The sequence below is a fragment of the Curvibacter lanceolatus ATCC 14669 genome (assembly GCF_000381265.1).
In the GTDB taxonomy this organism is placed as follows: Bacteria; Pseudomonadota; Gammaproteobacteria; order Burkholderiales; family Burkholderiaceae_C; genus Curvibacter; species Curvibacter lanceolatus.
The window spans coordinates 93,608-117,008 of sequence record NZ_KB906269.1 but is presented as its reverse complement, the minus strand read 5'-3'; the positions used below and the strand labels follow the sequence as shown (position 1 = coordinate 117,008).

The 23,401-nt window shown below is 57.5% G+C and carries 17 protein-coding genes and 2 pseudogenes; 5 read left to right on the top strand and 14 right to left on the bottom strand.

The features are described 5' to 3' along the window. Window positions 1–216: 216 nt before the first annotated feature. The 12 genes and pseudogenes from F624_RS0123825 to F624_RS0123780 all read right to left on the bottom strand — a co-directional run bounded on the left by F624_RS0123825 (window position 217) and on the right by F624_RS0123780 (window position 14,431). The gene (locus tag F624_RS0123825) at window positions 217–816 is read right to left on the bottom strand and encodes a hypothetical protein (RefSeq protein WP_031256072.1); all 600 of its coding nucleotides are present in this window, start codon (window positions 814–816) and stop codon (window positions 217–219) included. Window positions 817–983: 167 nt separating this feature from the next. Further along, a complete protein-coding gene (locus F624_RS0123820) occupies window positions 984–1,958 on the bottom strand; it encodes a fatty acid desaturase family protein (RefSeq protein ID WP_019576886.1) in 975 nt (324 codons plus the stop codon). 504 nt (window positions 1,959–2,462) lie between these two features. After that, window positions 2,463–3,026, bottom strand: a complete 564-nt coding sequence (locus tag F624_RS33640) for an Rpn family recombination-promoting nuclease/putative transposase (RefSeq protein ID WP_245573725.1) — start codon at window positions 3,024–3,026, stop codon at window positions 2,463–2,465. Between the two features lie 209 nt (window positions 3,027–3,235). Further along, window positions 3,236–4,468, bottom strand: a complete 1,233-nt coding sequence (locus F624_RS35050) for a hypothetical protein (RefSeq protein WP_157443606.1) — start codon at window positions 4,466–4,468, stop codon at window positions 3,236–3,238. Window positions 4,469–4,674: 206 nt separating this feature from the next. Continuing rightward, window positions 4,675–4,845, bottom strand: a pseudogene (locus F624_RS0123810) (IS5/IS1182 family transposase); the annotation flags it as partial. 194 nt (window positions 4,846–5,039) lie between these two features. Continuing rightward, window positions 5,040–5,946 (bottom strand): annotated as a pseudogene (locus F624_RS32795) (IS30 family transposase); the annotation flags it as partial. Window positions 5,947–6,049: 103 nt separating this feature from the next. Next, entirely contained in the window at window positions 6,050–7,036 is a 987-nt protein-coding gene (locus tag F624_RS0123795) for an alpha/beta hydrolase (protein ID WP_084679635.1), read from the bottom strand. Between the two features lie 88 nt (window positions 7,037–7,124). Continuing rightward, entirely contained in the window at window positions 7,125–7,862 is a 738-nt protein-coding gene (locus F624_RS35045; RefSeq protein ID WP_157443605.1) for a hypothetical protein, read from the bottom strand. A 109-nt stretch (window positions 7,863–7,971) separates the two neighbouring features. Further along, entirely contained in the window at window positions 7,972–8,994 is a 1,023-nt protein-coding gene (locus F624_RS35040) for a hypothetical protein (RefSeq protein ID WP_157443604.1), read from the bottom strand. 89 nt (window positions 8,995–9,083) lie between these two features. Beyond that, window positions 9,084–11,216, bottom strand: coding sequence for a patatin-like phospholipase family protein (locus F624_RS0123790; RefSeq protein WP_019576881.1), 2,133 nt, complete (start codon window positions 11,214–11,216; stop codon window positions 9,084–9,086). A gap of 574 nt (window positions 11,217–11,790) precedes the next feature. Beyond that, on the bottom strand, window positions 11,791–13,698 hold the full coding sequence (locus F624_RS0123785) for a sensor histidine kinase (RefSeq protein ID WP_019576880.1): 1,908 nt from the start codon (window positions 13,696–13,698) through the stop codon (window positions 11,791–11,793). A gap of 16 nt (window positions 13,699–13,714) precedes the next feature. Further along, the gene (locus tag F624_RS0123780) at window positions 13,715–14,431 is read right to left on the bottom strand and encodes a response regulator transcription factor (RefSeq protein WP_019576879.1); all 717 of its coding nucleotides are present in this window, start codon (window positions 14,429–14,431) and stop codon (window positions 13,715–13,717) included. 723 nt (window positions 14,432–15,154) lie between these two features. Between F624_RS0123780 and F624_RS0123775 the strand changes: the two genes are divergently transcribed. After that, a complete protein-coding gene (locus F624_RS0123775) occupies window positions 15,155–16,048 on the top strand; it encodes an amino acid ABC transporter substrate-binding protein (RefSeq protein ID WP_031256069.1) in 894 nt (297 codons plus the stop codon). 45 nt (window positions 16,049–16,093) lie between these two features. On the opposite strand, the gene F624_RS0123770 is transcribed toward F624_RS0123775, so the two are convergent. After that, window positions 16,094–17,725, bottom strand: coding sequence for a methyl-accepting chemotaxis protein (locus F624_RS0123770; protein WP_019576877.1), 1,632 nt, complete (start codon window positions 17,723–17,725; stop codon window positions 16,094–16,096). Between the two features lie 71 nt (window positions 17,726–17,796). Continuing rightward, entirely contained in the window at window positions 17,797–18,297 is a 501-nt protein-coding gene (locus F624_RS0123765) for a cache domain-containing protein (protein ID WP_245573724.1), read from the bottom strand. Between the two features lie 498 nt (window positions 18,298–18,795). Here F624_RS0123765 and F624_RS32790 point away from each other — a divergent pair, with 498 nt between their 5' ends. From F624_RS32790 to F624_RS0123745, 4 genes are all read left to right on the top strand, one after another. After that, on the top strand, window positions 18,796–19,164 hold the full coding sequence (locus F624_RS32790) for a transporter substrate-binding domain-containing protein (RefSeq protein ID WP_245573723.1): 369 nt from the start codon (window positions 18,796–18,798) through the stop codon (window positions 19,162–19,164). 225 nt (window positions 19,165–19,389) lie between these two features. After that, the gene (locus F624_RS33635) at window positions 19,390–19,893 is read left to right on the top strand and encodes a hypothetical protein (RefSeq protein WP_019576873.1); all 504 of its coding nucleotides are present in this window, start codon (window positions 19,390–19,392) and stop codon (window positions 19,891–19,893) included. 72 nt (window positions 19,894–19,965) lie between these two features. Then, a complete protein-coding gene (locus F624_RS0123750; RefSeq protein ID WP_019576872.1) occupies window positions 19,966–21,453 on the top strand; it encodes an O-antigen ligase family protein in 1,488 nt (495 codons plus the stop codon). After that, window positions 21,450–23,390, top strand: coding sequence for an EAL domain-containing protein (locus F624_RS0123745; RefSeq protein ID WP_019576871.1), 1,941 nt, complete (start codon window positions 21,450–21,452; stop codon window positions 23,388–23,390). Before F624_RS0123750 ends, F624_RS0123745 begins: the two co-directional genes overlap by 4 nt. The last annotated feature ends 11 nt before the right edge of the window (window positions 23,391–23,401 follow it).

Below are 23,401 nucleotides of genomic sequence, written 5' to 3'. Positions count from 1 at the left end.
AACAGTTTAGCGAAAAGTGCCGGCCAAGACAGCGCATGCCGAACAATTGCCGGCGCCCGCAAGGCCTTCAGGCCATGAGGCGTGAGGGCTTGAAGGCTGAGGCACAGCACGCGGCCAGCGCCTGGGTTGACGCCGCAGCCCGCCATTCACCCAAGTAAACTGGCCCCCGATCTTCTACTGGGCCCAGGGCTGCCGAAATTTTGGCCTCTGTGGGCTTCACCCAGTTTGCACCGGCCGCGCCTGCAAAGCCCGCCTCTCTTTCGCCTCGATCAGCCGCTGCACGATGATGCAAACCCGTTTTGCCTGCTCTTGGTTGATGTCGAGGTTTTCGATCACCGAGCGTTTGAAGCGGATGCCGCTGATCACGCCGCTGGCCTCCACAAAGCCCAGGGTCAGGGTGCGGTTCAAAAAATAATAGAGCAGGGCGGCCACCAGGCCGAGGCCGGCAGAGGCCAGCAGCGGCATTAAGCCGGCGCTTTGGCCGCTGCCTTCGGCCATGGCCGACCCGATCGAGGTGCCCACAAACACAAAGGCCACCCAAATCGACAGGGCCTGCTTCCAGGGCTTGTGGTAGCCGTAGTACGACGAGCAGATGCTTTGCAGCGGGATCAGCCGAGATTCGATGCCTGCAAGCGAGGCGCTGGTGAACTCAATGCGGTCCAGCCCCACCTTGAGGGTGGTGACGGGGTCGATGCGCATCAATGACAGCACCCAGGCGATCAGGCCCCCCTCGCGGCCGGTGATACGCACAAAATTTTGATGTTGATCGATGGGCTTGCTCTCGGCCTGCCAGGCCTTGATGACCAATGCGCTCATGACTATCCGCTCCCTGTTTTGTTGTTGGACAGGGCTTGTTTGTATCTGATTGGCCGGCGGCCTTGATGACGCGCGGGGTGTCGGTGTGCCTGCGTGCTGCCGGACGGGGGCTTTTTGCAGGCTGGTTTTTCAGCGCCCGGGCTTGGGGGTGGCGTCGATGGTGGGCTTCACAGGCGGCTGAGTTCTTGCCAGGTGAGCATGCGCTGCTGCCCGTCGTCCCACAGGGCCAGGGCATAGCAGGCCTTGAGGGCCCAGGGGGTGGGGGCCACGCGGGGCGATTGTTGAAACTCCGGAAAATCTCGCCACACCTCGGGGAGGCGGTAAAACGGAATGGCCTCGTGGTGGTGGTGAATGGTGTGGTAGCCAATATTGGCCAGCCAGCTGTGGGCCCAGTTGGGGCATTGCAGGTGTGATGTGCAGTTGAGCGGGGCGGGTTCGCCACGGCGGGCGCGCTGCTTTTGGTACGCCACACCCGGAAAGTTGTGCTGCACATAAAACAGCACCGACCCGATGAACGCGGCCAGGCCCAGTGGGATCAGCAAGGCGCGGCACCAGGGCAAAAACGCCCCCGATGTCAAAGCCAGGGTGAGCACCGAGCCGTGCAGCATCAAACAGGCGGCGGCATCCCAGTGGGCCTTGGGGCGGCGCAGCAAGGGGCTGAGCACCATACCGATGGCAAAGACCGTGAACAGGCCCAGGGCGGCGTTGGCGGGGTGGCGAATACAGCGGTAGGCTGACTTTTCAAGCAACGAGGCGCGCCGCCAGCGCTGCACCGTCCATACCGGAAAAGACCCGATCTGGGCGCTGCGGTACAGGCCGGTTCGGCGGTGGTGGTAGGTGTGGCTTTGCCGCCAGACGCTCAATGGCGTGACCAGCAGCAGGCCCACCCACCAAAAAACGAGCTTGGCCCAGCGCGGCTTGCGCAAGAACGCGCCGTGAACGTGGTCGTGCAGCAGCACAAATAGGCGGGTGGCGGCCAGCCCCGCCAACACGGCCACCAGGTAGGCCAGCGGCCCGCTCAGCAGGGCTGCCAGCACGCAAGCCGCCAGCATGCTGGTCAGGGTGGCAAAGAGCTCGATCTTTGAACGGCGTACATCCTCTTGCGCATAGGGTTTGAGGTCTTTTCTGGATGGCAACTGCATCGGGGGGGCTGAGGTAGGGCGGTTGCTCGACAGGGCACCCTGACAGGCAGGGACAGCGGCCCACGGCAGGCCGGGGGCATTGCAGAGCGTTGGAAACCCAAGCCGTGGGGCGTGGGGCGTGGATGCCAGAACGAAACAGCAGCCCGCCGTGAAGAAAGAGGGGCCGCCGCCGGTGCGGCGGGTGGTGGGGCAAGGGCAGTCGATGGGGGCCGACCGATGTGCAGGGCAGGGGGCTCTTGAATCAGCCTCTGGTGAGCCGGGGGCTCAGCTCAAGGGGCTCACCTCAGGGGGCGCATCTGCACGCGGGGGCCATCACAAATTTGTTGGCCTGGGGTCGTTGTTGTTCTTGTTGTTTTTGGAGGGGGCGGCCACAGGTCACCCCTGCTGTGTTTGCGGGTGTTGAAAATTGAAGACTGGGCATTATCCCCAAGACTGACGGGGGCGTGGGCTTTTGGCCGGTGTGCAGGCCTTGCGCGCAGGCCTGGCGTGTAAGGGCAGGCTACTTCAGACCACTGCAAGTCGCTGCAAATCTCTGTGAGTCGGCAAGTCCTCGTTGAACTGGCATGGCCGTTGGGCCTGGTGATGCGGGAAATCAACGCCCCGGTTGTGCCGCGCGAAATGTCGCTGTTCAGCGAAAAGCACCCGAGATGAAAGCCCATCCCCCTCGATTCCGGGGGCATTGCGCGGGTCGTTGTAAAGCACCAGGGGGATCAGGGCCGGCAGTTGGCCCTGCTGCAGTTGCTTTTGCTTGATCAGGCTTTGGGCCAGCAAACTGACGTACGCCATCATGCGCACGGCCATCCAATTGTCGGGCTTGCTCTGAAACTCCAGCAACAGGTAAACCCATACCCAGCGGGTGCCCGCCTTGAGGCGCCACACCATGTCGTTGTGGCGGTGTTGCTCAGATTCGCTCACATAGCTGGCGTTGATGTGCTCCAGGGTGTCAAAGCGAGCGTTCTTGAGCCAGGGGCCTGTTAACACTGATTTCGCCGGATGCGTTGGAGATCCAAAAGGCCTAGCGCCAGGCGCCAACCGCAGCTGGGTCGGGAACCCAGCGAGGATTGGCAACGCCGCGATCGGCCTTTTGGGGCGCAGAGCATAACTGCTCTGCAGGTCGTCAGAGACGAGTCGTGTTGGCCGGTCTTAGTCGGTTGTGTTTCTGAATTTATCGCCGCAAAGGACCAAATGAGCTGAGATCAATATTTTTCAAGGCAGGCGTTTGCAATTGGCATGTCGAAAGGCATCCATGCATTTCGCAGTTATCAATTTAGACGACGTCATCCCAAAACAATGATACGTATCAGTGCGCGATTCAGCATGCGCATATCACCTTCATTGAAAATAATATGCAACGTGCTCTCCACATTTTCTAGGAAAACTTGATTGTTAGACTCTATCCTAGGTAGGTTGTTTTGGTTTAATAGATCGGTATTTATTCGAACCAGGGACTTTATTCCTTCAAAATAAACAATTCGCTGCTCTTGGGTGAGAATTTTTCCACTTGCAGCTTCGATACTGTCGATTATATTTTGTATCTTTAATTGCTGACTTTCAGAGACATCGCTTAGCAATGAGTCAGTTACATTCCTCAGCAACGATGCGTGTGTGATACCCGTGCTAGCCAAAGCAGTCAGCATATCATCAATCACGTTGCCCGATACGGGCGTAAATGCGGTGGTAATTGGGTTGATGGCGCTGAGTGAGGTCAGTGCGGGGAGGGCAGTGCTCAAGTGGCCGAGAGCCGTGTTTATTTGCGTTTGGCTAACATCTATGAGCTGTGCATTTCCGTCACTAGCAAGAATGAAATTTGATCCCTGGCTTGTATCAGTATAATCTTGAAATGGATTTCCGTCTATTTTAATGACATTGATAGTCGTGCTGTTAATTAACTTGAATTTCAGAGTCGCAAATTTATTCCCGTCAAGATATTCATTAACTGAGATGGTATCCTTACTTACTGTTCCGGCATACTTGATTCCTGTATTTTCGTTTTTTCCAAAGATGGTAAGACCGCTCTCTTTTTGATTTATATAAAAAACAATAGAACTCCCACCATAACCGCCTTCCCATACCCCTGTGAACGGTGTGCTGTTCAACTTACTGAACCATGTGCTGGGCGTGGCAGAGCCTGTTAGGATGGCAATGAGCAGATCCGTGAGCGGAGTAACGTTGACTGTACCTACTCTTGTAGCAATGGAATGGTAATCCGTGGTATTGGCTACGCCATTAATGGTGCCGCCAGATACCTGTACCGCGCAGGGTAGATTTTGATCATGCAGAGAGATAAAGTAATAGCCGTTTTGGTCCGTGGTGGTGGGTATAAGCACACTGCCTGATGCGCAAATAACGCTGATGTTCCCGCCAATAATCGGCTTGCCGACTGCGGCAACACCGCTCAGGGTGCCAGTTGCCGGAGCACCAGTTATGGCACTAAACCCATCACCGCACGCAGTCAGTAATAATGAGGTTAAAAGGGTTGCGACGATATTAATTTTTGAGATTGGATGCATTTGTTTTCCTCCCAATATTTAAATATTGGCCCCCTATTTTTCTTCGATGTGTAACTGACAATATTCATTGAACTGGTTTTAAATCGTGAAATCATTGTATGGTTTTTCATGCTCCCCGTGTTTCGTGTTGCTCGGACGGGGTCATAGCGCTACCGCTCGGCATGAGCAGACGCGCCTGCAGATGGTTCAGGCGAGACACAGGTAAGCAGCATCGGTTCCACCGCAAAGGGCGGGCGGCCCCGGCGGCCTTCAGGCATGTAGGGCGCCACCAGCGCCACGAGTTCGGTCCACGGCACCACGCGCTCCATCTCGCCAAGAAACTCTCGCCGCCGCGTGCGCTTGTTCGAGTGGCCCAGGCCCAGGCTTTGTTGCTTCATGAGTGTGATCGTCTCAGTCGTTCACTGAGCTTGCAAGCACAGCAACGGGACATTTGTGCAGACCATCCCTAACGCATAGATGATGCTCAATACATCGGTTCCTTGTGCATAAATATCAGGCATCCGGCCATCTTGATAGGGGCGATCTCAAATCCGAAGCGCAACACCAGTTGTTGAAACGGTTCGATTGAGATTCAGTGAATGGTCGTGTCCTGGCGCTGCGCGATGGCCTGCATGAATTGCTGGAACGCCTGGTACGGTGACTTCCATCCCAGTGTCTGGCGCGGCCGGTTGTTCATCATGTCCGCAATGGAGTCCAGCGCATCCTGATCGTGCACGCTCAGGTCCGTCCCCTTGGGCAGGAACTGGCGCAGCAAGCCATTGGTGTTCTCGCAACTGCCCCGCTGCCAGAGACTGTGCGGATCACAGAAGTGGACCCGAGCTCCCGTGGCCTTGGCCAACTCCCGATGGCGCGCCATCTCCCTGCCCTGGTCGTAGGTGAGCGTCTGACGCATGGGCTCAATCACCTGGTTGAGCTTGGCCGTGAAGGCCGCCAGGGCGCTCTGGGCCGTTGCATCAGGCATCTTGCACAGCAGCACCAGGCGCGTGCTGCGCTCGACCAGCACACCGACTGCAGACTGGTTTTTGGCCCCCTTGATCAAGTCCCCCTCCCGGTGCCCAGGCATCAGCCGGTCATTGACCTCGGGAGGACGTACGTGGATGCTGACCATCTCAGGAATCTGGCCTCGCCGATCCTGCCCCGCAGAACGAGGCCGGCGGCCACCGTGTCCCTGGCGCAGCAGCGCGATCAGTTGCTTCTTGAGCTCCCCGCGCGGGTAGGCATAAATGGCGTTGTAGATCGTCTCGTGAGACACATGCTGGCTGGAGTCCTCGGGGTGCATGCCCCGCAGTGAGCGGGCAATCTGCTGGGGAGACCAACGCCACAGCAAAAGATCGCAGACCACACGCCACACGCCACAGGGCGCTGTGTGGGTGCAGCTTGGGCAAGGGCCGGGCCGCAACACGACGGGCCTCACAGGCCGCCTGGGCGGGCTTGAAAGCATAGCCATCGGAAGCAGACCCATTGCGGCACAGCTCACGGCGCCTGGGGTTGAGGCGGTGGAGGGAAGGGTAAGCCCAGGTCACGCGACCACCTGCCAAGGTGTCCATACTGGGCTGTTCGTCAATGACCTCAGGCCGCTTTTTATTTCAAGACGAAATCATTGGTGGCCAGCCGATCCCGGGTGGGGAAGTAATTGCGATCGATCTTCCCTGCCAGGGTCAATGCCAAGTCTTGGTACCAGTTGTCGTCGTCGAAATACCATGAGTGGGTCACGCTTCCGTCCATGCATCTGGCCATGCTGGCCTTTCGGGCGTCTTCGCCGACGGCCGTGTAGCGGGCGGTGCAGTTGACATCCACAGCCTTGGGGTTTGTGTCGACGTCTGATGGCATGCCGACCCGCCCAACCCGTGAACTGATGTCCAGGTTTTTGACGTTGGAGACCTCAAGCACCATGTCATGTCCGCTGTAGTAGTTGGTCAAGCGCCCGCAGTGGTTGAAAACCGGGTCCATGTCTGCGTGACCGGTTGCAAAACAATCAGATGAGATGTCGGCTGCCAACAGGGCGATTTGGCTGACTTTCCATTGCGTGGCCAGGTCGCTGAGACGCGCCTTTGCCGTTTGCCGGAAAGCCTCGCGCACCACATACGCTCCCATCGAATGGGCCACGATGTGCAAATTCACGGTGCAGCTTGGCCGTGAATAACTGATGAACTCAGCGATACCTGCCGTCACCAGTTCAGCCGCCGCACGCATGGCTTCCAGTCGATCCGTTTCATACAGGACCGCGACATGTGCTGAAGGCCAGTCAAAGCCGACCACGGTGCTTGTGAAGCCCGATTGATGGAGACGTTTCTCAAGCAATCGTTGCCGCTTCAACGACTCTTCACTGTTGGTGTTGTAGCCATGGATAAAGAAGACAACGTCGAGTGAAGCGGGATTTTGCCCTGCTTTTGTTTTCAGTTCCGAAATTATTTTTCCTGCCCATGTTGAGAAATCTGAAATTATGTCACTCGCGGTAGGGATGGGTTTTGTGTCCTCCACTTCCAAATAGCTGGGGCCAGCTTGTATGTCCCCAAATGAAGCCGTGGCCTTGTCGATGTTTCGGGTGGTTAGAATATAGTTTTTCATCTCTATGCGTTAGAAATTTTTTGAAAATTGATATTTTTCCATCATGAGTAGCTCATGAGGGCTCTTGACGAATTGATGTACGTGCCTTCTAATTTTTTTGTACAGCAGGTAGCTGATACGTGAATCCTGTGGCGCAGCTGGCAGCAACGGTTTTCGCATGATCATAGATTTGAAATGCCGTCGGAATGACTGTTGCCTTACCGTCAGTCCCGACGACTCTGTAACTTTCCCAGTCTGTCAGTCTGGCCAAAATTTGTTGTGAGATGGCTTGCTCGACTGATACATCATGTTCTGAGGCTGCAGAAATACCCCCCACGCCCGCCGCACCCGCTGCGGTTGAGTAAAGTGTTTTGGCTGCCAGGTTTGAAGCCGCCGCAACACTGAATAAGGCGGTCAACCCCATCAGGGTTTTGATGTATGTGTTGTTGCGATCGGCTTTGTCTGTCCAGCGTTCACCCGCAATCGTGCAAAACTCAGAAACGGCTGATTTCATCAAGTTCGCGCAAGTACGCCAACTTGGTATGTTGTTTTCGGTTTTACTGTCCTCTGAACCATCGGTCTCGAATGGAACAAGATCGCAGACCTGTTCAATGGGTTGTAAGGCATTTTTATTATATGAACTCAACCTGATGTTGATGTTTTTGTGCGGTGTATTGAAGATGGATGTATTTTCTGTGCTGATTGCTTTTTCATGTTGTATGTGAATTCCATACTGGGCTATCCCGAGAGAGGCTTGAGCGGTGGTGTCTTGGGCTATTGCTGCATGAGAAAATATTAGCAATAGACACGATGCGCTGATTTTGGCTTTTTTTTGCTTGAATTGCATTTTCTCTCCTTTGAAGTTTGCTTGAAATTTTGGTTTTTTAAGGGTGCGCAAAGATGATGAATTGACTGATTTTTTAAAAATATGCCTTGCGGGGTGGTTATGTATGCTTTTAGTTTTTCTTGGTATTTGAGATGTGTGCCTTGAATTTCTTGTAAGATTCCAAGGCTTTTGAGCAGGCATCTATTTCTTCAGGGGGTCGCCATTCAGCTGTCTGGCAAATTTCAGTACTGGATTGGCTGGTTTGAACCGCAGAGAAGGCGGTGCGCTGGGCAAAGTTGGTTTCGACAGCCAAGCGAATCAATTCGGCACTCATTTGTTGAATCTGCGCCTGGTATTTAGTCATTGACTGTTCTTTGAGTGCACTCCATAGGTATAGATCGGTGGTGGCGGCACTAAGTTGGACCAGTTGATCGTCAGGCTTGGATGTGGCAATCGCAATTTTCAGCTCGGATAACCATTTTTTGGCATCGTCATCCACCGTGATTTTTATTGTGCTGGGTACTGTTTGATTATTTTCACCAGTTCCCTCAAACTTTGTTTTTATGTTGAGTGTGACCGGTATTTCTGATTTTTGAGCCTCTGCGACTAAAATCTGAGGGGATAGTGAGACCGTGGGGGCAGGCCCTTCATTTACGGTGGGTTTTAGATCGATGGTGAGTGGTAAATCTGTTTCAAGTTTTTTGGGTGCATGTAGGCCGGGTGTTAAAACCAGGCCAAGCACGACACCCGTAGCCCCCACTGTGGTAAACGTATTTGATTTGATCAGGTCGCTGATCTGGTTCAGTTTTTTGACCTCTGCTGGATGGCGTTCATCCTCTGTGCCAAAGATTTTTTTGATCATTTCTTCGATCAGGGGGGCCGCGCATTTGATTGATTGGCCAATGCCAATGAAAGCGCCTAAGGCCATTGATATCAAAAGAGGCCATCGGAAAATGGATTTTAGTGTTTCTACTGGCGTGTGCAGCTGCTTAGGTATTTCTCCCTCATCTACCGGCATGATTGACCAGATTAGGATGTAGCCAACGATTAATAATATCCCCAGACTGATGAGGGCTCTGATGTTGATGCAGCATTCACATACTTCCTCCTCTGGTTGAGCCTTTTCTTTCTCATGGGATTTATTTTTATTCATGGCTGCAATAGGGTTTCTTTGATGGCTTGTCGTCGAGTTTTTAGACCATCTGTAGATATTTGATTTCGATCGTAGCTTTGTGGCTTGCGTTATTTGGCGAATTGGTTGGGTACGATGTTGTTGCGATTTTTTGTACATTCAATGGCCTTCTCAATAAAACTGGCATCAATACGGTGCCCAAAACTCAGCCCCAATTGATGGTAGGCTTCCCATTGGGATTCACTGAAAAACTGATCTAGAGTGGTATTTTGTGGAAATTCGAGATCTTTCTTTGCATACTCGTTCAGATCCAATGGCCAGTTTTTGAAGCGATGGGGCTTGGCTACAATCAGTGTGCCTAGGCTGCAATCGGCGTATGTAATGCGCGCCAAGAGTAATTGAGGTTGTTGTGGGTTTGTTTTGAGTGTTGCCAGCGAGCCGGAATGGGGCGTGCAGGGCTGTTCAATAAAATCTATCTGCGCGTTGTAGTCGATGCGGGCTTTTCTGACCATGTTGGCCAGATCTTCATATTCATATTGATGATCAGCGCCTGCATCGGTAGCTATTATCAATTTGCATTGTCGTTTGATCAGTGCATAAACAGCCGTATTTTCAAAATGACCACCGTCACTCAGGTACCAAGCTGATGACTTCAGACCTGGAAAATGACCAAATAACTCTGCACATACGCCCTTCATCTTTGAACGCCAGGGGCTATGAGTTGTATCGCCAGTGCGCGGTGGTGGTGAGCTGATCCAGTAGCCCAGTCGGATATTCCCGAGAAAAAGCAGTATGGCGAGGCCGGTCGATGTGAGGGAGCCCAAGCCGGTCGAGACGGCAGCGCCTGAGATGGCAATCCAACGCGAGAGGCCAATGGATTTCCACGCCGGGGGCAGTTCTTGGGGGCAGCCTGTGCCGATTTCAAAGCCGGTAGCGCTGATCGTCAGAGCGACGCCTTTGCGATCAGCGTTGTAACTTCCAGTTCGGTCATCCACTGTCTGGTTGATGGTGCAGTTGATCAGGTGGATGGGGCCGCCGTGTTGCTCGGGACGGTAGCTTTGGATCTGAATATCGTCGGCATCCGAGGCCTCGTTCAGGCGCATCAGAGGCTTGGGGGAGGTCGATGGCTGCAGTGGCGATTGTTGGAATCTCTGGCCTGAAGCGTTGTTGGCTTGAGGCGTGTAGTTGCCGACCGATATGTAGGCTCGCTCAAGGCGTGCCCTGTAAAAGTTATGCAGGCTGGAGAGGTTGAGGCTCTCCAGCCCCGCATACTGGCTGCAGGCGACAGCCAGCAGGGTGAGCCCGGCGAACGCGCACCACCAGAGTGCCGCGTCTTTGACGGCGACAATGCCCCAGGTGGGCAAGGACTGAAACACCACCTGAAATAATGTGGCCCAGGCCAGCACGATGAAGGCCAGCATGACCAGGCCCAGGATCTGCAACCATTGTTGAATGCTGACCTTGGCTACTTTGATGACCGAGTTGCCCTGTAGCCGTATGTGCTTGCGAGCAAACATCAGTGCCGCAAGCATTCCTGGCGGCAGTAGGTTGGCTGGAGATCTGAAGTGACCGTTGGCGATCCAAAAATGGGCGATGCGATAAGAGGCTTCTTGCAGTGCCGCCAGGGTTAAGACAGCCAGCGTGAGCAGCAATGAATTGGCCAGCAGATTGGTCCACCGTATCCGTTGGACCGCGGTGCCGCCACGAAGCCAATAACCCAGAATTGCGAAAAAATTGACGATCAAGGCGGCTATACCCATCAGCCACCAGAGCAACGGAAAGGTTTGCGATGCGCTACCCCAGCTCACGTTAGGTGCAACGGCAAGCAGTGCGACGCCGACCAGCAATATGCCCGCCTCAATCTGGGCGGTGACAAAGCCTCGCAGTTGGCTGGCTGCGGCTTGCAGAATGTCGCGTGCGCCTGCTGGTTCCAAGTAACGACCGTTGCGGCGCAACCACCAGAGTAGGAGGGTGTCGTCTGCCGCCAAGCCTTGTTCTACCTGGCTGGCGGTTTGACCTTGTTGATACAGACGGCCGATGGCCGAACCGATGTAGCCACCGCCTGAAACGGTGGAAAGGTAATCAAATTGGTGAAACAGGCCGTTCTTGGCCAAGCCTCTGATCAATCCCAGCGCAAATGTGGCGCTGCGTATGCCCCCTCCGGACAGGGCCAGCGCCCAGGTGTCATTCTTCTCTTGCCAAGGGGCCTTCTGAGATTCATTCACCCCGTTTTGGTTTGACATGTGAATCGCTCCGTTCAGTGCGCTGGATGGGCGTGGGATGGCAGTAACTCGGTATGGCGGTCGTCAACGCGCCGCACCGACCGGATGTCCCAATGCCGGCATTGCGTTGGGGATGAATCCATGGCTCAAGGCCTGCTCAGAAGCTGGAGGTGGAGGGGGCACCCGGTAGCCGGGTCAACGCGGGCGGTACCGCATGGCCCTTATGCGGTGCAGGCGTCAAGACCTCAAATGCCCAGCGCGGTCTTGAGCGCCCGCCAACCTGGGTCGCATCCGCATTGAGCCGCGAGTGGGCCTGCTTTGCCACTTTGCTATTCAACAGCGCGGTCGGTGGTGCTGTGCTGATGTGCCCGGTGGCGATGGGCATCCGCGAATATCGGCAATCGCGCTGTGCGATGGTCATACAAGCTCCCATTCAAAGGCAACCGTGCTGTCACGGTCTGAGCTTGATTGAACACTGCGTGTTTGCCTTCTGCTTCACATGAACATGTGATGGTACTGCGCTGCTCCGCCATGGATGATCAAGCCCGATGAAGGCTCTCTCTTCAGAGGGACGGGATAGAAGGAGGCCGCCTGTTTATTTGAACGCCTGGGTACTCTTTTTGATTAATTGAAGAGTCAACGTGGTGCCGCCGGGGCCTGACTTGATGCCGAGATGCGCACCGATTTTCTCGGCCCGGTAAAACATGATGCCCATTCCTTTTCCCCTGTTGCTGAGCTGCTTGCTTTCAGGCGGTGGCCAGACAAATCCCGGCCCAGCGTCTTTCAAGGTCAGGGTGACGCCGGTTGCGTCGGGTTCGGTGAGGGGGGTGGCTGTGAACTCGATGCAGTGGGTCTTGGCGTATTTGATAGAGTTATCGAAGGCCTCCAACAGAAGCATTTGCAAGTGCAGCGCATGCTGGCTGCTCCAATGCTCGAAGATGGGTAGGGGATCCACATGCCACTGCAGTCGTACACCCATGGCGTCGATGCGGGGGGCGAGTCGGTAGCGCACCGAGGCAATGATGGATTCCAGGTTGCCGTCGCTTTCCTCCAGGGCGTCGACTGTCAGTTTGAGTTGTTCAAGGGTTTTGCGCAGGTGGGGCACCATGTCTGAACTGTTTGCGCCTTGCTGTTGCGCCATGTCCAGCGTGCTGCTGAGTTGGCTGCCAACGCCGTCGTGCAGATCGTGAATCAGGCGCAGGCGCTCCTGGGCGGCGCCGTCGATCAGGTGCTGCCGATGGGAGGCTTCAAAGGCTTCCGCCAACTCGGTTGGGCGATGGGGAAGTGGTTGCCGCAATACCCTGGCAGCGGTGCTGAGCATGAGGTTGGCGTGCACAACGCGGTCGAGCATTGATTTTGCAAAGCTGATGCCCACAAACACCCAGACCAGGCGCAGCAGGTTGATGTGTTCGTAAGCGCTTTTGGACAGGGTGAAGATGAACAGCTCGATCGTGACCAGCACCACGACGACAGTGAAAGTGACCAGAACGTGGATTGAGTTCTTGTCTTGCGATGCCGCCAGGGCACGGGCATTCAGATAAGCCAGGTGGACAAGTGCTGCCGCGATGGGCAGAAGCAGGATGCCCATCAGGTACCTGTTGGCAGTCAGGCTGCAAAGCACGATAGAGGCTGCAGCCATAGGCATCAGGTAAGCTCCGTTGGCGAAATTGCTTCTTTGGCTGGAGGGCTGCAGGCTGTACAGGTAGAGGCATAAACCGGCGCCGCCGATGAATATGGGGCTGATGAACGTCAATACCTGCCACAGCGCCTGATTCAGTGGCGGGTCGGGAACAATCATCCGGGCCGACAGGATGGTCCAGCATAGTTCTGAAAGGCAGTAGTAAAGAATGCCAGCCTCTCGCTGTTGAGCCCAGAGACCGAAAGAGAACAGGGTCAGCAGGGCACTGATGGCCGTGGCGATCCAGCGCGAATCGATGTCCCAGAATTTTCGCAACAGGTAGGTGGATCGCAGTTCTTTGGCCTGACCCAGGGTGACGCGAGACAGACCCGCGTTGGTCATCTGTTCAGCAGACAGGGTGATCCGCACGTTCAAGCTGTCAGCCTGCAACATGGGCGGGATTCTGAGAAGCCTCGGGCCGCTGACATGAGTCCCGCTGACAGGTTCTTCGATCAGATCGCTGTCCAGGTCATGCCCGTTGAGGGTGATGGCATGGTGGTTGCCGATGCGTGGTATGTAAATGCTGTCGATCTGGCCATCACGGTTGTCTACGGTGCCCAGGTCAAATACGGCAATGCCGCTTTTGCCGGGTTCCTTGAAATCCCAGTAGTAGGGCAGGGCGACAGTTTTTTGCACATGACCCTGAGTTTTGTACTGAATGTTGACGCTGGCGGTGTCCAGGATGATGGCTTGTTGCGCATGGGCTAGAAGGGGCCCGAACAACAACATGCCAACCAGCAGCCATTGCGAGGCATAGATGGGTATGGCGGCGCTGTGTTTGATTTCAATCCCATTGCGCCCATCGTTTGCTTTCTGGCGTGCCATGTCGGGCTTAGTGTCGTCAGCGGTCAGGGCGCATCAATTGCGCAGGGAGCCAACCCATTTTGGCGGCTTCAAACACGGCTTCGCTGCGGCTGCGCACGGCAAGCTTTTGGTAGATCTGCTTGATGTAGGTGCGCACAGTGTTGAGAGATATGGTCAAGTGCCCCGATATCTCCTGGTACGAATAGCCACGGGCGATCAGGTTCAAGACCTCGGCCTCACGGCTGCTGAGGCCTGTTTCGTCAGGCGTGGAGCGTGCTGTTGTTCCAGATGACTGGGAGGGGGCGCTTTGCTGACGAAGCAGCGAAAACAGCTTTCGGCCAATGCGGGGGCTGATGGGTGAACCGCCTTGTCGCAGTTCTGAAATGAAGCGCGAGATGTCCGGATCGAAAGCGTCTTTCGGTATGTAGCCCTGAGCACCGGCCTCAAGGCAACGGATGATATTGGCGTCATCGCCGAAACGGGTGATGACCAGAATTTCACACTGAGGGTGGCGTTGTTTGCAGTAGGTAATCAGCTCAATGCCATGCCCATCGGGTAGGCCAAGATCGAGAAGCAATATGTCTGGGGCGTTGGTTGCAAGAGCGAGCCGACTGGGCTGGATCCGGTCAAAGCTGCCAATGCATCGAAGGTCCGGCTGGCAGTTGATGGCGGCTTCAACATAGCGTCTGATGCCGGGATCATCTTCTACGACCATGATCCTCAGCGGCGGCTGAATGGCTTTTGGCGTGGACATTGCAAAAACTTCGTGTTCTTGGCATTTACTGATCTTCCAACAGGCACCCAGGAAGACCCCCCTACAAATCTCCAGTGATGGGCTGCTTGGATCAGAATTCCGCAGAGGTGTCGCCGTGACAGCAACAACAACCCACTGCAATGAGAATTCCGGCAATACAGAATGTGAAATTTGTAACAGTGAGATTAACTGATTTCCGCAGAATGGTGAAGTTTGCTTGGGCCATCACCAATGATGGGCTTGGGCGGATGCATGAACTGGGTGTGGCGCCTGGTTGTCTTGCTGTGCATACAGCGCTCTGCGCCCTTGTCGACCCCACTGGGTGTGCCGTTCCTGCGGGTGGCTGGTTTGGAGAAGGGGCGCGCAGATCGGGTTGGCGTTGACGGTGAGCATTCGATCAGGCGCTGCGCAAGCAGGGTAGGCCCGGGGCAGGCCCCGGTGGGCTGGGTGGGCGCGAGATTCAGGTTCGGCACAAGCCCCCACCGTCATTTGGATTTTGCGACAAGCGGTGTCTTATGATTCAGGTGGTAAAGGTGCTCACACAGAAGCGCTTGCGCAGCCACCGGGGGCCTCTCAGGGCGCTGCTTGATCAGGGACACGGGGTTTCTCTTTGCCAACCCGCCAGTTTGCAGGCCGCCGAGCCGGGTGTTCCCCGGCAGGTGGGCATGAAGCCTGCTTGCTGCGGCGAGGTCGTTTGTAGCCGAGGTTGCTGTGCGCTTCATGATGTCTTTTACCCCTGGCCGCTCAAGTGTCGCCGCCGTGCTGCTGGCCCTGGCCACTTTCAATGCCCAGGCCGCCGGTGTGCTGGATCGCATCAAGGCGGGCGGGCACCTGGTGCTGGCGCACCGCGATGCGTCCATTCCGTTTTCTTACCTCGATGCCGATGGCAAGCCGGTGGGTTATGCCATCGACTTGTGCTTGCGGCTGGCGGAGGTGATTCGCAAAAAGGCCGGTGTGCGCGACCTGCCGATCGACTATGTGAAGGTGACCGCGGCCGACCGCATGGATGTGATTGCGCAAGGCAAGGCCGACCTGGAGTGCGGCTCGACGACCAACAATGCAGAACGTCGCGAGAAGGTGGCGTTCACGGTGCCGCATTTCATCGTGGGGGCGCGGATTTTGGTGCGGGCCAACAGCACGGTCACGCGGTTGGAAGACCTGTCGGGCAAGACGGTGGTTTCTACCCGTGGTACCACACCGCTCAAGGTGATGGACCAGCTGAACCGGCAGCATCTGCTGAACCTGAAGATCACCGAGGCCTCCGACCACCAGCAGGCGCTGCAGATGGTGGCGCAGGGCAAGGCCGATGCCTTTGTGATGGACGATGTGCTGCTGTTTGGCCTGGTGGCCAGCAGCCCCACGCCGGCCGACTTCAAGGTGGTGGGCCGTTACCTGACCACCGAGCCGCTGGCCATCATGCTGCCCAAGGGCGATGTGGCGCTGAAGCAGTTGGTGGATGAGGAGATGAAGCGCCTGATCGTCAGCCGCGACATCTACCCGGTGTATGAGCGCTGGTTCATGCGCCCGATCCCGCCCGGCAATGTGGCGCTGAACCTGCCGGTGAGCTATTTGCTGAAGGATTTTTGGAAGTACCCGACGGATCAGGTTCCGTTCTGAGCCGCTTGCACCGCCTGAAGGGCTGAGATCCGTCAATCACGTCAATCACGTCAGCCGCGGTACCTGGCGTGGGCTGGGCGCGCCGTTGGCGTGGTTCAGCCGCAAGTTGCTGTCCAAGGGTGGGTGTCCTTGGTCTGCCAGTTTGAAGGCACTCACGGCCTGCACCATGCGGGCGGCCTGGCGGTTCAGGCTGTCGGCAGCGGCGGCAGCCTCTTCGACCAGGGCAGCGTTTTGCTGGGTGACCGAATCAAGCTCGCCCAGGGCGTGGTTGACTTGGTCGATGCCGCCGGTCTGGCTGTCGGCCGAGACGCTGATCTGGTGAATCATTTCTGCCACACCGCGCACTTGGGCCACGATGCTCTGGATGGACGTGCCCGCTTCGGTCACCAGGCGGCTGCCCAGTTCAACGCGTTCTGCGCTGGCCGTGATCAGGCTTTTGATCTCACGGGCCGCCTCAGCCGATCGCCCGGCCAAGCTGCGCACTTCGCTGGCCACGACGGCAAAGCCTCGGCCTTGTTCTCCGGCGCGGGCTGCTTCAACCGCGGCATTGAGCGCCAGGATGTTGGTCTGAAACGCAATGCCGTCGATGACGCCAATGATGTCGGCGATTTTGCGTGAGGCGTGGCTGATTTCGTCCATGGTGGCCACCACGCGGCCCACGACCTCGCCTCCTTGTTCGGCCGACTGGCTGGCTGTGCCGGCCATTTCATTGGCCTGGCGGGCGGTGTGGGCGTTGGATTTGACCGCGTTGCCCAGGTCTTGCATGGAGCTTGCGGTCTCTTCGAGGTTGCTGGCCTGGGCTTCGGTTCGGTGGGACAGGTCGGCGTTGCCTGAAGCGATTTCGTGGGTGCCGTCAGAGATCGATTCGGCGCCTGCGCGCACTTCGCGGACCATGCGGGCGAGCCCGTCGCGCATGTCTTGCAGGCTGGCGAGCATGCGGGCGCCTTCGTCGCGGCCGCTCACTTCAATGGGGCTGGTCAGGTCGCCGGCAGCAACCTGGCCAATGGCTTGCATGGCGACTTGCAGCGGTTGCGTGATGCTGATGGTGAGGCGCCAGGCGAGCAGGGCGGCTATGCCGAGCACGATCACGCCGGCGACCACGATCACGGTCACGGTGGCCTGGTTGCTCGCATTGGTCTGTTCGGTCACCTCCGTGGTGTGCAGTTTTTGCAGGGCAATGAAGTCGCCCAGCTCTGCCGTGGCTTTGAGCAACAGCGGGTCGATCTTGCCGGTGATGATGTTGCCCGCCTGCTCGGTGTTGAACTGGGCGGCCAGGTCGACAGCTTCTTTGAAATGCGTGTCCATCTGACGGTCGATCTCCATCAGGCGGCCGAAGATCTCGCGCTCACGGGGGCTGAGGCTGTTGGCTTCCAGTTTGGCCTTGGCGGCCAGGTAGGCTGCGCGTTGGTTCTTGGCCTCGGCTTCGTCGCTTTGGACGGCTTCCACTTTGGTCTGCAGGCCCATGTTGCGCACCGATACCGCGCTGCTCAGCAGGGCCCGGCGCATGTCTTGCGCCAAGTCCTCACGCATGGAGGCACTGGACAGGGTTTGCAGCAAGGCGTCGCGGCTGACGCTGTTGCTGATCAAGGCACCTGCCAGCAGAACCGCCAAAGCGCCCAGAATGAGCGCAAAGCCCAAGCCCAGGCGTGTGCCCGTTTTGATGTCGCGCAAATTCATCGTGCGTTCCCCATGAAATACAAGGCCTGTTGCTGCAGAGTGCGGAGCAGGCCGCGCTCGGTGGTTGAAAATCAGTTTTTGTAAATGCCGCAACCCACCAAGGTGTCGCCCAGGCGCTCCAGGTACATGGCTTTGTTTTCGATTTTCTGGGTGACTGGGTTCAGAAACTTATAGCCCTCGACCCAGCCCTTGCCTTTTGTTTTGGCCAGATCAACAAACATCTGGATCAGGGGTTTGCCGTCCGGGTCTTTCAAACCGATCAGGTCTTTGCCGACCAGTTTGGGGTTGGCCCCTTGTGCGAGATTCTTGCCATTGAGGTCATACACCACGATGTACAGGTCACGGTCTTTGAAAGACTTGCCGTTGGTGAATTCTTCATACGATTTCTCGGGGCCATTGGCCTTGATATAGGTCACGGCTTTTTTGACCATGGCCTCAGCCTCGGCCGCTGTGCCCTGGTCGGCCGCTTGGGCCAAACCAAACGATGCAACGCCCAGCATCAAGACCAAAAACTGGCGCTTTGTTGTTGCGAAAAATGTCATGGAAGCCTCTTTTGGAAGTAAAAAAAGCAATTTCTTGCAACGAGATGATATATCGCGCAAGCGATGACATTGGATGCAACCCAGTGATGGCGTCAGATTAAATGCGGGGTGTGGGGTGAGGACAGAAGTTTGATTTTTCCAAAATGCGTCAATGAGACTTGGTATTTATTGATTTTCATTTTTCAGCTGAGTCAGGTTGCAGGCAACCTACCTATTTTTTAAAAATTGAGTGCGCAGTGATCTTGTAAATGCTGGTTAGCCCCAGCATGAGGGCATTCAAAATGCCGCTGGCACGCACCGACACTTGTAAGGTCTCGCGCCCTGTCGGTCAGCATGGGCACGATCTGGGTGCACTTGGAGCGCGTCAGTCAAGATGAGCGGCCGGCCTTGGGGCATCATTTGACGGCGAAGAGTTCGATCCAGGTGGGCCCGCAGGGCCGAGCACTGAGCAGCATCGTGGCGTGGCGTGGCGCACCGTGAGGCGTCCGTCCATGTCGTTTCTTACCCATCGATGCCGACGCCAAGCCGGTGGGCTATGTCATTGACGGGTGCTTGCGGCTGGCGGAAGTGATCCACAAAAAGGCCGGTGTGCGCGACCTGCCGATCGACGATGTGAAGGTGACGGCGGCCGACCGCATGGATGTGATTGCGCAAGACAAGGCCAACTTGGTGTGCGACTCGACCACCCACCATGCAGAGCGTCGCGAGAAGGTGGCGTTCACGGTGCCGCATTTCATCGTGGGGGCGCGGATTTTGGTGCGGGCCAACAGCACGGTCACGCGGCTGGAAGACCTGTCGAACAAGACGGGGGGTCCTGCCGGGGGCGCATTCCGAGCGGGGGATGAGCGGTTTTTTGTTGTCCGCCGGAGGCGGGAGCAAAAATTTTTTTCTAATTAATAGCCTTGTTCAATGCACCAAAAACAGAATTGGCAGCAGATTTCTGTCGCTGGTTCGGGCATTGAGACGACAATTTCAGAGAATTCTCCCCAACTTGGTGAATCCGTGCAGCAACTTCATCAGATCATTCAGTTTCACCACTTTGTTGCTCCGCACAAAAAAGTTGTTCCAATGAACGGCTTTTGCTAGACTGGCAGCACTTTCAACCAAAGCAGAGAGGTCACTATGAACAGTTTCACCAAGAAGGCTGTGGTCGCACTGGGCATCGCAGCCCTCGGCTTCGCAGCAAACGCTCAATTCGCTCCGGGCCAAACCGGCACTGCGCTGGCCGATCAGGTTCGCTCGGCGCTGGCGACCAGCAGCCTGGCAGACGTTGTCCAAGCCGCCCTTGCCGCAGGCGTTTCGCCCGCCGCTCTGGCTGTCGAACTGGTCGCTCAAGGCCAATCGGCAACGGCTGTTACTACCGCCGTGCTGACAGTGTCTCCGTCGTCTGCCAACGCTGTGGTGGCCGCACTGACCCTCGGCGCATCTGACACCGACAAAGCTTCCATCATCACCGCCGCCAAGAGCGTGCGTGGTGTGGACGTCGCTTCGCTGGACACCGCAACGGGTGCAGGTGGTGGCAACACCGGTGGCGGCACCGGTGCTGGCGGCGGTGGCAGCAGCTTCGGTTCCTCGGCCGGTTCCACCTTTGGTGGTGGCGGCGGCGGTGGCGCAAGCCGCAGCTGATTGACTGCATAAAATCCCCGAAATGGCAGCTGCGCGCTGCCATTTTTTTTAGTCAGCCGGTTCGGATCAGGGATGGCGCGAATCAAAAAGAGCACAAATCGCGGGGTGCGCAGCAGCCATCAAGGCGGCACCACCGTTGTCAGGGATGGATGGATTTTTGGCGGCCTGATCGCCTTGTTATTCTGGGCGCCTTTGCCTTTGGGCAGCAACCGCACGTTTGCCGTGGGCATTCTGGTGCTGTGGGTGGCCTTGCTGTTGCTGGGGGCGGTGTGGGCATGGCGGCACCAGGCCGACCAGGCTTGGCAGCGCCTGTACGCCTTCCGGTGGCCTCTGGGGGTGTTGGCCCTGTTTGTCTTGCTGGTCTGGTTTCAGACCTGGGAGCTGCCGTCGGCCTGGCTGCAGCTCATATCACCCGAGACCTGGCGGGTGCAGGATGGGGTGGCGCCGTTTCGTATTTCGCTGGACGTGTTTCAGACCCGCATTTACGCGTCGCTTTCAACCGGGTACTTTTTTGCTTTTCTGCTGGTGTTGCTGACGGTGCGCGACCGCGCCCGGCTGGACACCCTGGCCATGGCCTTGGTGGTGGCGGGCGTGGTGCAGGCGGTGATTGGCGTGATGCTGTTCTCGGCCGGGGCGCATTACCAGATCTATTTCTTTGAGGTGATTCACGACCGCGTGAAGGGCACTTTTGGCTACCACAACCATTTTGCGGGTTACATGGAGCTTTGCCTGTCCGTGGGGGTGGGCCTGATGCTGGCCCGCCTGGGCAATGAGCGGCAGCAGGGTTCGGGCTGGAAGCACCGGCTGGCGCGCATGATGCAGTTTGTGCTCAGCCCCAAGATGCGCCTGCGCCTGCTGCTGGTGGTGATGGTGATCGCGCTGGTGCTGACCCGTTCGCGCATGGGCAATGCCGGCTTTTTTGCCGCCTTGTTGGTGGTGGGGGTGATCACGCTGGCGCTCACGCGGCGTTCGGCTCCGGCCATGGTCACGCTGATCATCAGCCTGATCATTGTGGACGTGGTGGTGGTGGGGTCGTGGGTGGGGCTGGACAAAGTGGTGCACCGGGTGCAGGAAACCGCGGTGACCGATCAGGCCGGTGGAACCGAAGAGTCGATAGAAGCGCGCCAGGATGCGGCCATGCATGCGCTGGATTTGGCGCGGGCGTTTCCGGTGTTTGGCACCGGGGGCGGCAGTTTTTACGGCAGCTATATCCGTTATCGCACGCCCCGTCCCTACTATTTTGACCATGCTCATAATGACTACATCGAGCTGGCCTGCGATTATGGTTTGGTGGGCTTGGGTATTTTGGGCAGCTTTGTGCTGATGACTTTTGGGGTGGCTGCACGCACCATGGCGCGCCGGCGCACCTCGTTGCCGCGCGGTATTGCCTTTGGGGTGATGATGGCCATCACCGCGCTGGCCATTCACAGCTGGGTCGATTTCAATTTGCAATTGCCGGCCAACGTGCTCACCTTGATGGTGATCATGGCCATGGGGTGGGTGGCGCACGCGCTGCCCTCGGGGCGACATCAATCAGGTGACGAAGGGGAGCAGGCATGACTTTGCGTCGTCAGATTCTGGCTGTGATTTCGTTGGTGTTTCTGGGCATTTTGGCGGGCTTGCTGGTGTTCAGTGTGCGCGGCACGCGCGATTACCTGGAGCAGCAACTGGCCTCGCATGCGCAGGATGCGGCGACGGCTTTGTCGCTGCCCCTGGCGCAGTCGATGGGGCGCGACGACATGGTGCTGGTCGAGTTGAATGTGGCCAGTGTGTTCGACCGCGGGTTTTTCAAGCGCATTGTGGTCACCGATGCCAAGGGCAAGGTGCTGGTGGAGCGGGAGCTGCCCGAGAAGGTGGCCGAGGTGCCGCAGTGGTTCACCCGGGCGTTTCCTCTGGCGTCGCCGGGGGGCGAGGCGTTTGTGTCGTCGGGCTGGCGCCAGTTGGGCAAGGTGATCGTGCAAAGCCAGCCCGAATACGCTTACCAATACCTCTGGAAGTCGGCCCGAGAAGTGGCGCTGTGGGTGTTTTTGGCCTACTTGGTGGCCTTGTTTTTGTCGCACCTGTTGCTGCAGATCATCCTGAACCCGCTGTACGCCATCGAGCGCTCGGCCCGGGCCATCCAGGAGCGGCGTTTCGAGCAGATCGTGACCCAGCCCGCAGCGCGTGAGCTGGCCCGGGTGGTGCGTGCCATGAACGACATGGCCAGGCGCATTGCCGAGATCCTGGACGCAGAAACGGCCAAGGTGGAGGGCTTTCGCAAGCAGGTTTTGCACGATGAGCTGACGGGCCTGGACAACCGGCGCAGTTTTGACCTGCACCTGGGCGAGTTGCTGTCGGGGCCCGAGCCGCACATCCATGGCGTGCTGGTGGGCCTGGAGTTGAACGGCCTCAAAGACCTGAACACCGGCGGCGGCTACCTGCGCGGCAATGCCTTGCTGCAGTCGGTGGCCCGGATCAGCGCCGAGGTGTTGCAGGGGCATGCCCGCATTTCAGCTCGGTTGAGCGGTGCCAGCTTTGGTTTTGTGTTGGTGGATGTGGGGTTTGAGGAAGGGCGCCATCTGGCGCACCAGTTGCTGGCCGGCCTGCACGAGGTGCTGGCTGACGTAGAAGACGCTGGCGTGTCGTGCAGCGTGGGGGCGGTGCCTTTCAACCCCGGCGAGCAGAAGAGCCATCTGATGGCCCGGCTGGATCTGGCCATCGAGGCGGCGCGCCAACAGGGCCGCAACTCGGTGTTTGCCAGCAACCACTTGGGCACCGATCTGGACGCCTTGGGCTCCGAGCGCTGGCGTGCGCTGATTCAGCATGCCCTGAACGACAACCGTTGGCGCCTGCTGGCCCAGCCGGTGGTGTTTCTGGACGATCGGCGCTTGTTGCACCAGGAGCTGATGGTGCGACTGCTTGACGAGCACAACGGCCTGGTGCCGGCCGCCAGCTTTGTGCCCATGGCCATGCGCCACAAGCTGATGCCCGAGGTGGACCGCGCGGTGGTGTTGTTGGCGGTGGCCCGTTTGCGCGGCCATGGTGCCCCGGCCATGCCGATGGCCATCAATGTGTCGCTGCAAAGCGTGCGGCAGCGCAGTTTTGTGGATTGGCTGCGCGGTGTGCTGCGTGAGCAAGGCCAGCAGGCCAAGCTGTTGTCGTTTGAGCTGACGTGCTTTGGCTGCTCGCAAGACATCGAGGCGGCGCGGGCCTTTGCGTCGATGGTGCGTGAGCAGGGGGCTCGCTTTGGTATTGACCGCCTGGGCCTGGATGCGCTGTCCACCCGCGTGCTGCGCCAGGTGCCGCCCGATTACGTGAAGCTCGACAGCGCCTTGATCCATGAGGTGGAGGGCGAAGAGGTGTCTGGTGACTGGGTGAATGCCATTGCGGCCCTGGCCCGTTCGATGGACGTGCAGATCGTGGCACAAGGCATCGAATCCGAGATGGATGCCCAGCGTCTGGTGGGCATTTACGATGCGGGGCAGGGCTACTTCTTTGGCAAGCCCGAGCCGGTTTGATAAAGAAAAAG

Coding starts and splice junctions, on each gene's coding strand:
- F624_RS0123750 (WP_019576872.1), top strand. CDS start 19,966: ATGGCGCGAATCAAAAAGAGCACAAATCGCGGGGTGCGCAGCAGCCAT.
- F624_RS0123795 (WP_084679635.1), bottom strand. CDS start 7,036: ATGAAAAACTATATTCTAACCACCCGAAACATCGACAAGGCCACGGCT.
- F624_RS0123820 (WP_019576886.1), bottom strand. CDS start 1,958: ATGCAGTTGCCATCCAGAAAAGACCTCAAACCCTATGCGCAAGAGGAT.
- F624_RS0123785 (WP_019576880.1), bottom strand. CDS start 13,698: ATGGCACGCCAGAAAGCAAACGATGGGCGCAATGGGATTGAAATCAAA.
- F624_RS0123825 (WP_031256072.1), bottom strand. CDS start 816: ATGAGCGCATTGGTCATCAAGGCCTGGCAGGCCGAGAGCAAGCCCATC.
- F624_RS0123780 (WP_019576879.1), bottom strand. CDS start 14,431: ATGTCCACGCCAAAAGCCATTCAGCCGCCGCTGAGGATCATGGTCGTA.
- F624_RS33635 (WP_019576873.1), top strand. CDS start 19,390: ATGAACAGTTTCACCAAGAAGGCTGTGGTCGCACTGGGCATCGCAGCC.
- F624_RS0123770 (WP_019576877.1), bottom strand. CDS start 17,725: ATGAATTTGCGCGACATCAAAACGGGCACACGCCTGGGCTTGGGCTTT.
- F624_RS0123775 (WP_031256069.1), top strand. CDS start 15,155: ATGTCTTTTACCCCTGGCCGCTCAAGTGTCGCCGCCGTGCTGCTGGCC.
- F624_RS35045 (WP_157443605.1), bottom strand. CDS start 7,862: ATGCAATTCAAGCAAAAAAAAGCCAAAATCAGCGCATCGTGTCTATTG.
- F624_RS35050 (WP_157443606.1), bottom strand. CDS start 4,468: ATGCATCCAATCTCAAAAATTAATATCGTCGCAACCCTTTTAACCTCA.
- F624_RS35040 (WP_157443604.1), bottom strand. CDS start 8,994: ATGAATAAAAATAAATCCCATGAGAAAGAAAAGGCTCAACCAGAGGAG.
- F624_RS0123790 (WP_019576881.1), bottom strand. CDS start 11,216: ATGTCAAACCAAAACGGGGTGAATGAATCTCAGAAGGCCCCTTGGCAA.
- F624_RS0123745 (WP_019576871.1), top strand. CDS start 21,450: ATGACTTTGCGTCGTCAGATTCTGGCTGTGATTTCGTTGGTGTTTCTG.